Here is a 10,703-nt window from a genome sequence, read left to right as displayed (position 1 = left end):
ATTAGTGCAATGAATCAATTTAAACCCTCTTATGCTTCTGGATAGTTTAGTTTATTTACTACTTGCTTATTCCGGAAAGTGACAGAAGAGGGATATGATTAGGAAAAGCTATAGATGCACAATCAGAAATAAAGGATATTTGAGCAATTATACTTATTTTAAATGCCTCTTTGAAGACTTGAAAAGTGCGATCGCCTTGGTCATTAGTGAATATTCATAGCTTTAATTCAGCAGTTTCTCTCTGGGACTTCAATTGAGATGCAATCAGGGGAACTTTGGGCGCGAGAAAAAATCCAATTAAACTGGCAAAAAGGATTGGTGTCAAAGGACTTAAGTTAGTCAGCTTTGACAGTAGCAAAGTCGTACTTATAGGTGTGCGCGTTACGGCTGCATTGACAGCCGCCATCGCCGCTAAACTCATAGTTCTAAGGTCTTCACCCTGGAGTTTTAAGCGATCGGCAACCCAAGTACCAAAAGAACCTGTTACTTGTACTAGTGGTGCTTCTGGGCCAGCACTACCGCCTGCCGATATGCTGATTAGAGAAGCAAGAATCATTGAGGGATTTTTGCGAGCATCTAAGCGTCCGCCACGAAAATGGATATTATCAACAATCACGGCAATTTCACCGGGATTTCCCAGAAAATGGATCGCCAGCCCGATAAATAAACCGGCTAGTGGCATCACTATCAGGAGGCTAAAACCTTCAAATCGTTGCAGATGGTGAGTTAAAAGTTCTAAAACATTCCAGTACAACGCAGCGAATAGACCACTAACAGTACCCACAGTTACCCAGAGAATCACCCACCGCGAAATCATCAAGGGATTACGTTTTACTAGTCCGAAAAGTTGAGCAAATGTCCAGCGTTGAGTTTGATTGGTAGCGGTGGGCTTTTTTGGTAACACTGCTTATTTCCTATTTGTGAAACGAAGAATATGAAATATTACGTTTTATATGGTAAATGCTATTTAGTTCACTGAATCATCTTTGCTTTATAAAGCAATCCAGTTAGCAATTTTTATTTTTTTCTCTGCGTTATCTGCGCCTCTGCGCTAACGTTGCGCTAACATGAGGTAAATCCCCAGACGCTTATACCTCGCTAACACTGCGCTATCGCCCTACAGCCCTTCTCTTAAAGGAAACGCTACGCGTAGTTTGCTTCCCCGTAGGATGTCCGAAGGTCTGTAGGGAGAAGACCGAGCCGCTTCACCGCTTTGGGTCACAGGGCGAAACTTACACGTTTACAGTTTCATAGTTGATACTTCTGGGTCTATAAACCATTTTAGAAGAGCTTCCTTTTGAGGTAATTATCTACCTAAGTTGCTTATTTCTCTTGGTAGATTAAATCAAGATTAAAACAGATCAAAATAACAATATACATAGCTGAAAACTAAACTGTAAATTGTTAGTTTTATGCAAAAAATTTATGGCAATGTTCAGGGCATCAAAGCTAGTCAGATTAAGCAATTGCAACAGCTTTACGAGCAAAATCAACCAGCAGATAGATTAATTACGCCAGAATTTGCTCAAGGATTAGCTACAATTAGTCAACAAATTTGTAAAGGGCTACGCTAAGGTAATGCGTAGTTAATGAGGCCATTTTACATCTGAGTTTTCAAGTTTGAATATATAGCTTTGTTTTTTCGAGTTGGTGTTACTTGGAAATCCAGCAAGCTTGTTTAATCCAGCAATACCTTCGTCAATTTACGAGAGTGAGTTGATAACGCTTTGACTACAAACTCGCTGTTCTCTGAGGTTTGGCAAAAACAATAAGTCCTAAAAATTATTTTAAGGTTTCACACAAGGTTTTTTTTACATATTGCCCGCACTATAAAGGTTCTGACAGTCCCAGCTACCTTATAAGCTGTTCCACATTTAAATTGCATAACTAGGGCGGGCAAGATGCCCACCCCACAAGAGTTTGATTTAATCTGATTATGCAATTTAGATGTTTTTTAGCTTATCAATAAGGTTCAGTTAAGGCTAAAACTTTTTGTCAAAGTTATTTTTTAACGAACCGCAAAGGACGCAAAGGACGCAAAGGAAGAGAAAAAAGAGAAATAAGAAGTGCTTATACCAATTCTTTCTGAAGCTGCATAGAATTAGATCCCCCCTAGCCCACGCCAGTCGCTCCACTTGGGGAGACCCCAAGACCGCGCTGGCTCCCCTTAAAAAGGGGGGAATTCAAAGTCCCCCAATTTATCGGGGGATTTAGGGGGATCAAGATATGTGCAACTTCACATTAAATTGGTATTAACTGAACTGTATTGGCTTATATATAGGGATTTTGCCAGGTTTTGCCAAAATTTTTGTAGGCTCTTATTTTGGCAAAGGTATTGTCAAGTAAACTTGTTTAATATAAACAACCGCATCCCTTTGTAGATGCTGTTTTCGGAGGATTAGATGAACTCAAAATACGACTTTCATTATTTTCAAGGGAGTACTCTTTCCGATCTGTTTGCTCAAGATATCACAGATACATCTTATGGGTTTATTTTAAATTACCCTGCCACTGCCAGTTGGGCTGCTTATCCCAACCGGAAAAAATATTTTATTCAAGATGGCAGTAGTGAAGCAACCAAAACCTCCTTCGATAAAATTTGTCAGAAGGAACCTTGGAAAAATCTGGCTGTGTTAGGCGATCGCATTCCAGGAATTGTGATTATTCCACCACCAAAATCGCTACTTGGCTACTGGCAAGAACATTTCGGCTTCAGCCACTCCAATATTGAAATGATGGATTGCTCGACTTATCTGGATGACCTCAGCCACAGCAATGGCTTTGACAAACTCATTAGTTTATTTCCTTTTGATTGTCTAAAACCTGAAAAACACGCTGTCGATCCAGACACTCATTACCGCTTACTCAGCAAAGTAACTTTAGCCGAATTGGGGGTGCAATGTCCGAAATACAAGAGCTACAATCTGCACCAAGTCAATCTCGAAGACATTCAATTACCAGAATTTCCCTATTTAATTAAAACATCGCACGGACTCTCTGGAGAAGGCACTTATATCATCAAAAGTCCCAGCGATCTGAACTACTGTTTTGAAGAAATCAGGAAATATCTCAATATTAAGTTGCTTGATACGATTATTGTTTCGGAGTTCGTCAAGAATGAGGTGCAGAATTACTGCGTCCAGTTCTATGTCAACAAGGCAGGAGAAATAACCCTCATCGGCACTACCACCCAACTTGTCACTCCAGAAGGCAACTATTTAGGCGGACTGATTGATTACCGCAACACTGACATGAGCAAGTTCTTTGAGATGATTGCCAACCTTGGCCAGTATGCTCACAAACAAGGTTATTTCGGCGTGATTGGGTTCGATGTGCTCGAAGATCGAGACGGACAATTTTATGCGATCGATGCCAATTTCCGAGTTAATGGATCGACTCCTCTGTGTTTGCAGCGTCATACCCTACTGGGACTAGGAAAGGAAGTAGCTAAATATTCTAGTGACTACCGCATGGAAGGAACGTTGGATTCAATTTTAGTAACTTTAAAACCAGAACTAGATCGCAAGGACTTGATTATCTTATCGGCTTTAGAGAAGGTCAAATATGGAAAAATCTACACCGAAATTTATGCGATCGCTACTGGAGAAACTATCCAGGAAATGCAGTATATCGAGCAGAAATTAGAGGAGAAAGGATTACAATGGCTCACTTAAACAGGGTATAAACCCTTGTAACCATGCTACAGGAGTTAGGCGATCGCTCCTACTCCTATGGTATCTTCGCGCTCAGATGCCAGTCGCATCTGTAAAGGCAATGGTCTGCCTAATTTTTGTTAATTTTTGCTAAAAAATTTCTAGCTATTGAAACAAGAGGGTTGCTTGGATGCAGAAACCCTTGCCTCTCGTTTAGAAATCACAGCAATGGCAGTGCGTCAGCATCTTTATGCCTTGCACGAGGAACAGTTAATAACCTATCAAGAAGAACCACGTCCAATGGGACGACCTGCCAAATTGTGGCAGCTAACACCTGCTGCCGATCGCTTTTTCCCCGATCGGTATGCCGAATTAGCTTTGGGTCTGATTAACTCGGTGAAAGAGGTATTTGGTGAAGCAGGACTGTATAAACTATTAAATAATTGAATTTCTGGGGTTGGTAATTTCAGCAGTTTATAGACAGATTGAACTGCTTCAATAGCTTTTTGAGGGTCAATCCTATTTGTGGAAAATGCTATTTTATGCCACTTTTTTCGATAACTTGGCATTAAAGATTGTTGTTGAGGTGTGATTTCATTAACGAACGCCATAATCTCACCAAATTATTAACGTGAAATGGTATTACAGAAAAGTTAAAAACCGTCCCCGATTAGAAGGAACGGTTAAGACAGTTTATTGATGAACTAATTCGAGAGGTGGACAAACTTCAATAAATGCGTTGGTTTGTCCAGAAATTAAGTTACAGTTTCAAACCCTGTCACACCGAAATCGGTTCTTCAATGTTTACCATCACAGCTTGTAGTTCCTTCGCTTTCTCCTCCGGTAAAGCATCATTGGCAAACATCCCCGCTGCAAGTTCGGTTCCCGCCAGATACTTCAGCCTTTCGCTTGTCCGATATGGTGGAAAAAACTCGGCGTGTAAATGCGCTTCGGGATGCGCTAAACCGTCAGTTGGTGCTTGGAACCAAGCCATCAAGTAAGGAAATGGGCGATTCCACAAACCGTCATACTTGAGAGTGACAGTTTTTAACGCTTTGGCAAGTCCCCAACGTTGCTCTGGAGTAAGATCCGTAAAAGTGCCAACTGGCTCTTTTGGTGCAATCCAGACTTCATAGGGGTAACGAGCGCATACCGGGACAAATGCGATCGCATACTCATCTTGGTAAATAATCCGTCGATTGTCTGCAATCTCCTGCTGAATCAAGTCTTGCAGTAAACCCCGCCGATGTTTTTCATAATACTCCTGCTGCATTGCCAGCATCCGCGCCGGGACAGGCGGTATAAAAGGATAGGCGTAAATTTGCCCGTGGGGATGGTGCAATGTTACACCCACCTCTACACCTTTATTTTCAAAGGGCAGCACGTACTGAATTTCAGGATTTAGTCCTAGTTCGCGGGTGCGATCGCCCCATACTTCCAACAGCAAATCTAGATGATCCAACTGTAAGGAACTCAAGGAGGCGCTGGCATCTTGAGTAAAAACTACTACCTCACAGGCTCCATTAGCTGGTAACGTTTCCACGATAGTATCAGGTGGATTGTTTGCTGTCAGGCTCATTGAGGGAAAGCGGTTATCGAACACTGCCACATCATACTTACCTTGGGGTAGTTCCGTTGGGAACTCAGGGTTGGTGGTAGGTGCGAGGGGATTATATTCTGGGGGCGGCATGAATGTCCGCCCTTGACGGTGACTAGCATAAGCTACCCATTCACCCCGCAAGGGGTGCCAGCGCAAGTGGGGATTAGCTTGCACTGGCTCATTACTAGGGCTACTGGCTTCTAACTGACTACTAATTGGGTAGCGACTGTATAACTTGAGTTTGCGTCCGTCGGGCTTTAACAGCTTGTGGGAGTACATAAACCTTGTCCTGAGAGGGTTGCTGCGCGGATTGCCTCAATGGGAAATTTCGGAGTGCGATCGCCGTACAATAAACCGTTAGCTTCTTGGAAGGTATCTGTTAATTGTGTGTAACAGAATCCGCTAAATAGCTCAATGTTATTAACTGTTTCGAGCAGTGCAGCGTATTTCATTTGCAATTCGGAGATATTCGAGCAGTTTTCATATCCCCAAGCTTGATCTGCATTCGGTTGATCGAGAGGGGCATAAGCGATACCACCAAACTCGGTTAACATTACTGGTTGTCCCTGGTGGGGATAGTTATCCAGAGTAAGAATGCGTCCTCCAGGGCGGCTACGCTCAAATAGATCCGATATCTGAATATCCGGTCTGTAGCGATGGGCTAATCGCTCAGGGTGGCGTTCATAGTCGTGAATAGCGAGGATGTCGGTATCTGTACTTTCCCAACCGTCGTTACCAATTACTGGGCGAGTCGGATCGAGAGTCTTGGTCAGGTGATACATTGCCAATACGTAGTTACGATGAGCCGCCGTCTCAGTCAAATTTGGGACTCCCCAAGATTCATTAAACGGAACCCACGCCACAATACAAGGATGGCTAACATCTCGCTTGATGATTTCTGTCCACTCCCGCGTCATCCGTTCCACAGCTTTCGGCGTGAAGCGGTAAGCGCTAGGCATCTCCTCCCATACTAACAACCCTAAAACGTCTGCCCAATATAAAAAGCGGGGGTCTTCAATTTTTTGGTGTTTGCGTACTCCGTTAAAACCCATAGCTTTGACGAGTTCTACATCACGTCGTAATGCTTCGTCATTGGGTGGAGTCATTAATGTCTCAGGCCAATAACCTTGGTCGAGAACTAACCGGAGATAGTAGGGACGACCGTTGAGCATAAAGCGATCGCGCTGAATGCTGACAGTCCGCATCGCTGTATAAGATTCCACTTCATCTAACAGACAATCTTTATCCCATAGCTGAATTTGGGCATCTATCAGCGTCGGCTTTTCTGGACTCCACAGTAATTCATTACGGCAGTCGTCAATACCCGGATCGCTCAGAACAATGCGACGGCAAATTTCCCCATTGAATACTTCATAAGTATCGCTTGCTAACATGCGATCGCCAGCGCTGAGTTTAATTTTAATTTGGACACCTGAAGTAGGTAAATTACCAGCCAGCCCAATTTCAAACCCAATTTCCCAGCGTTCGCAGTCGGGAATCCAACGAAGATTACCGATATAAGTCTCACCTACGCGCTCTAGCCAGACTGTCTGCCAAATACCGCTCGTGCGAGGATACCAAATACTATGGGGTTTCAATTGCCAATCTTGTTTACCACGAGGTTTGGCGAGATCGTGCGGATCGTCTTGCGCCCACACTGTTACCTTGGTTGTACCACTGTGATTTAAGGCATGGGTAATATCGAGACTGAAAGAGGTGTGTCCGCCTTCATGCTCGGCTATGTATTTATCGTTTACCCACACACGAGCGCGATAGTCTACAGCCCCAAAATGTAACACTAATCTCCCGTCGCCTGGTGGTGTTTCAAATTCGCGCTCGTACCAGCAGTTTGGATGAAACCCGCGATCGTTAATCCCACTTTTGGTAGATTCCGGTGCAAAAGGAACTTCTATATGATGAGACCATTCGCTAAAATCGCTGGGTTCGATACATTTTCCTTGGTCATCATATGCAAATTTCCACAGCCCATTTAAAGTTTGCCAGTGTGAGCGTTTTAACAATGGTCGGGGGTGTGCTGCTATTAAGTCCACAAAATTACTATCTGTTTTAGAGGCTAATTTAACCTCAGGATTCTGCAAATCTAACAATTTCATCAAATTTTCTCCTTATACATAACTCAATCAACCCCTGCTATCAGTTAAATTTAAACCCAAATACTTGGATTACCAGATATAGCAAGAGTTTTTAGCCCATCGTTTATCGATCGGTTGGAGCTAGTAGTATTATATTTTTTGTAGCCAATACTGATACCTTCCGCACTTACGTGTTGAAGTCTAACAATAAGTTTATATACGCCTAGCTCGTGACATTATGGCATATACATTACTAATCTTTGCCAAGTCATCTAAAAAAAAAGTATTAAATTTAGGTCTCTAATTACTATCATAAATCTGCCACACAAGAAAGTGGCGATCGTGAAAACTTTTTATATAAATTGTTTAAGTAATTTCTTTTTTAAATCATTTATTAGTGAATAAGCATTAGCAAACTAAAGTAAGATAACTAAAATCAGCTTATACAAGAGGATAACGTAATAATTCGTTGAATATTGCTAGATGGATGGCATTTTTGCTTGCAACCATAGTTGTAGAGTAACTGGTTGAGTTGTCATTGGCTATAACCCAATTATCACCCCAGAGGGAACTCTCTGGGATAATCCCCCTAACTCCTTCAATCATTGAGATGTCATCTATTGTACTGTCAGTGGGGTCGCCCTTTTGAACAGAAAATAATCTGACTTTTGGGTAGAGCTACTGAGCGTTGTAGAAAACGAAGTCAGCAAGCGCACCTGTGTGATTCATGTTTTTGATTCTGCTCGCTGCCCTAAACTAAAAGCGATGGGATATTTTTATCTGGAAGTGCCTTGAATACTCTAAAACTTGTAGGCATTGGGATATGTCCTCACTTTTGTGGACTTTCTGGCAGAGCAAGATTTCTAAACGTTCAATGCGTCGTACAGAAGTCGGGAAATTCCATAAAATTTCTTTTAGAAAAATCAGAATTTCAAACTTGATTGCGATAATACGTTTAGCTAACTCAAACCTGTTTAGGGAGATCCAAAAAATAAAATGCCCAGCCCAACGGGAAACCCACCTACCCTATGAGAACGGCAAAGCCGAACTTTAAGAGGACTTACCGGATTGGGGATATTATGGCTACACGAATGATTGGCACGAATAAAAGGTGAAAACTTGCCAGGGCAAGGGGTAGGGTGTAGTGTTTAAGAAAATTGAATTTTAGTGCATCAAAGAGATCAACATCTTCTTTCTTCCCTACACCCCACATCCAAAATCCAGTAATCTCAGGAGTTTACGCCGATCGTAGCGCCATTCGCTACACACTATATTTTTGGCGCTTTCGCTCTTCGGGCAAAAGCTAGGGGTGAGCAGCATTTTCTTACTGATAAATGCCTTATCCTAAACTGTTAAAGTTCCCTGTACTACACGTGAGTAGGGCCAATGACAGCTTCATCACCAGATAATTCAAGAAGTTTATCAAGCACTCATACCCCAGATATAGCTGGGCAAGAGTATCAATATAACTACACCCATATTCCATCTATTGCGATGCTGGATCGGCTTTCCGTTGCGGAAGAGTTCAGCACCGATTGGTATTTTATAGTAGCCCAGCAGTTACGATTTCTTTTTCTCAATACCTTGATTGTCAACAGAGGCAATCAGGGTTCTAAATCGATTCGTGATGATGTCGAAAAGTTTATTCTAGAAGCCTTGCTCAAGGGAGCAATACCAGCGCGAATCAGCATTGTGGCGAGAATCCTGCAAATTATCCCTCAGTTTTTGCTCAAAGGGATATCTAAGGATGTTAGAGAACTTGACGATCTTTTCTTTTCTATTCTTAAAGAAAACGGACTTGTGATCCTCAGAGATGCTCTAAATCGGGTAATTAACCTTTTATATGAAGGACAACCCACAGGACATGCAACCAGTCTCAAGGACTACGAAAATTTATTTCCGGTGATTGGTGTACCAGCGATCGCTAAAACTTACCACGAAGATGAAGTATTTGCCTACATGCGAGTAGCTGGCTACAATCCCGTCACGATCGAGCGAGTAACTACTCTAGGCGATCGCTTCCCAGTCACAGACGAACATTACCAAGCAGTGATGGGAACTGAGGATTCATTAGCAGCAGCAGGACAAGAAGGAAGGCTCTACTTAGCAGATTATAAAATTTTATCCGGTGCGATTAACGGTACATTCCCACGCGAGCAAAAATATGTTTATGCTCCCCTAGCACTGTTTGCCTTACCCAAAGGCTCAGATCCCACCCGTCTATTGCGTCCGATAGCGATTCAATGCGGTCAAACCCCAGGTGCAGATTATCCGATCGTTACCCCTAACTCCGGTAAATACGCTTGGCTTTTTGCCAAAACAGTTGTCCAAATAGCAGATGCCAACTTGCACGAAGCTGTTACTCACCTAGCAAGAACTCACCTGTTTGTTGGGGTTTTTGCGATCGCCACTTATCGACAACTGCCACTTACCCATCCCCTCAGAATTCTACTGCGCCCGCATTTTGACAGCACCTTAGCAATTAACGATGCCGCCCAACGGATTCTCATTGCTCCTGGCGGTGGCGTCGATAGATTGCTCTCACCATCAATTGATAACTCTCGCGTTTTAGTAGTGCTAGGGTTGCAAAGTTATGGTTTTAATAGTGCCATCTTACCCAAGCAATTCCAACAACGCGGTGTGGACGATCCAAACCTATTGCCTGTTTACCCATACCGGGATGATGCACTATTAGTCTGGGATGCAATTCATCAATGGGTTTCAGACTACCTGAACCTTTACTACCCTACCGATGAAGACATTCAAAAAGATACAGCCTTGCAAAGGTGGGCAGCCGAAATCTCAGCTTACGATGGTGGACGCATCCCCGATTTTGGCGAAGATGGAGGCATCAAAACGCTGAATTACCTGATTGATGCCACTACGCTGATTATTTTCACTGCCAGCGCCCAACATGCAGCCGTTAACTTTCCGCAAAAAGATTTGATGGGCTACGCCGCAGCCATACCATTGGCAGGTTATTTACCAGCCTCAACTCTCAAAAGAGAAGTTACTGAGCAAGACTACCTCAATTTGCTTCCCCCCTTAGATCAGGCGCAACGGCAATATAACCTACTCAGCTTGTTAGGGTCTGTATACTATAACAAGCTAGGCGAGTATCAGCAAGGATACTTTACAGACCAGAAAGTAAAACCATTGTTACAGGGATTTCAGAGTCATCTTCAGCAGGTAGAAGATACTATCAAGCAACGTAATTTGAACCGTCCAAGCTATGAATCTCTACTTCCTTCTAAAATTCCTCAGAGCATCAATATCTGAATTGGAGAGGGGGCAGGGGAAGCAGGGGAAGCAGGGGAAGAATAACAATGCCCAATGCCTCGTGACAAATGACCAATG

General features: G+C 42.9%; 7 protein-coding genes. 4 read left to right on the top strand and 3 right to left on the bottom strand.

Going from position 1 to position 10,703, the window contains the following annotated elements; translation table 11 throughout:
• Positions 1–214 precede the first annotated feature (214 nt).
• Positions 215–904: a chloride channel protein gene (locus V7L01_RS12805; protein ID WP_335035231.1), complete on the bottom strand. Its 690-nt coding sequence runs from the start codon at positions 902–904 to the stop codon at positions 215–217.
• 508 nt (positions 905–1,412) lie between these two features.
• Between V7L01_RS12805 and V7L01_RS12800 the strand changes: the two genes are divergently transcribed.
• The 3 genes from V7L01_RS12800 to V7L01_RS12790 all read left to right on the top strand — a co-directional run bounded on the left by V7L01_RS12800 (position 1,413) and on the right by V7L01_RS12790 (position 4,100).
• Positions 1,413–1,574, top strand: a complete 162-nt coding sequence (locus tag V7L01_RS12800) for a hypothetical protein (protein ID WP_335035229.1) — start codon at positions 1,413–1,415, stop codon at positions 1,572–1,574.
• 828 nt (positions 1,575–2,402) lie between these two features.
• Positions 2,403–3,674, top strand: a complete 1,272-nt coding sequence (locus tag V7L01_RS12795; protein WP_335035227.1) for an ATP-grasp domain-containing protein — start codon at positions 2,403–2,405, stop codon at positions 3,672–3,674.
• 147 nt (positions 3,675–3,821) lie between these two features.
• A complete protein-coding gene (locus V7L01_RS12790; protein ID WP_335035225.1) occupies positions 3,822–4,100 on the top strand; it encodes a helix-turn-helix transcriptional regulator in 279 nt (92 codons plus the stop codon).
• Between the two features lie 331 nt (positions 4,101–4,431).
• Here V7L01_RS12790 and galT read toward each other — a convergent pair whose 3' ends face one another.
• Together galT and V7L01_RS12780 are read right to left on the bottom strand one after the other, a co-directional pair.
• Positions 4,432–5,532: a galactose-1-phosphate uridylyltransferase gene (galT, locus tag V7L01_RS12785; protein WP_335035223.1), complete on the bottom strand. Its 1,101-nt coding sequence runs from the start codon at positions 5,530–5,532 to the stop codon at positions 4,432–4,434.
• Positions 5,511–7,367: a glycoside hydrolase family 2 protein gene (locus tag V7L01_RS12780; protein WP_335035221.1), complete on the bottom strand. Its 1,857-nt coding sequence runs from the start codon at positions 7,365–7,367 to the stop codon at positions 5,511–5,513. Before V7L01_RS12780 ends, galT begins: the two co-directional genes overlap by 22 nt.
• Before the next feature lie 1,365 nt (positions 7,368–8,732).
• Here V7L01_RS12780 and V7L01_RS12775 point away from each other — a divergent pair.
• Entirely contained in the window at positions 8,733–10,625 is a 1,893-nt protein-coding gene (locus V7L01_RS12775) for a lipoxygenase family protein (RefSeq protein WP_335035219.1), read from the top strand.
• Positions 10,626–10,703: the final 78 nt, after the last annotated feature.

This window comes from Nostoc sp. (assembly GCF_036917095.1).
In the GTDB taxonomy this organism is placed as follows: Bacteria; Cyanobacteriota; Cyanobacteriia; order Cyanobacteriales; family Nostocaceae; genus Nostoc.
This window is presented reverse-complemented; position numbering and strand designations above follow the sequence as displayed.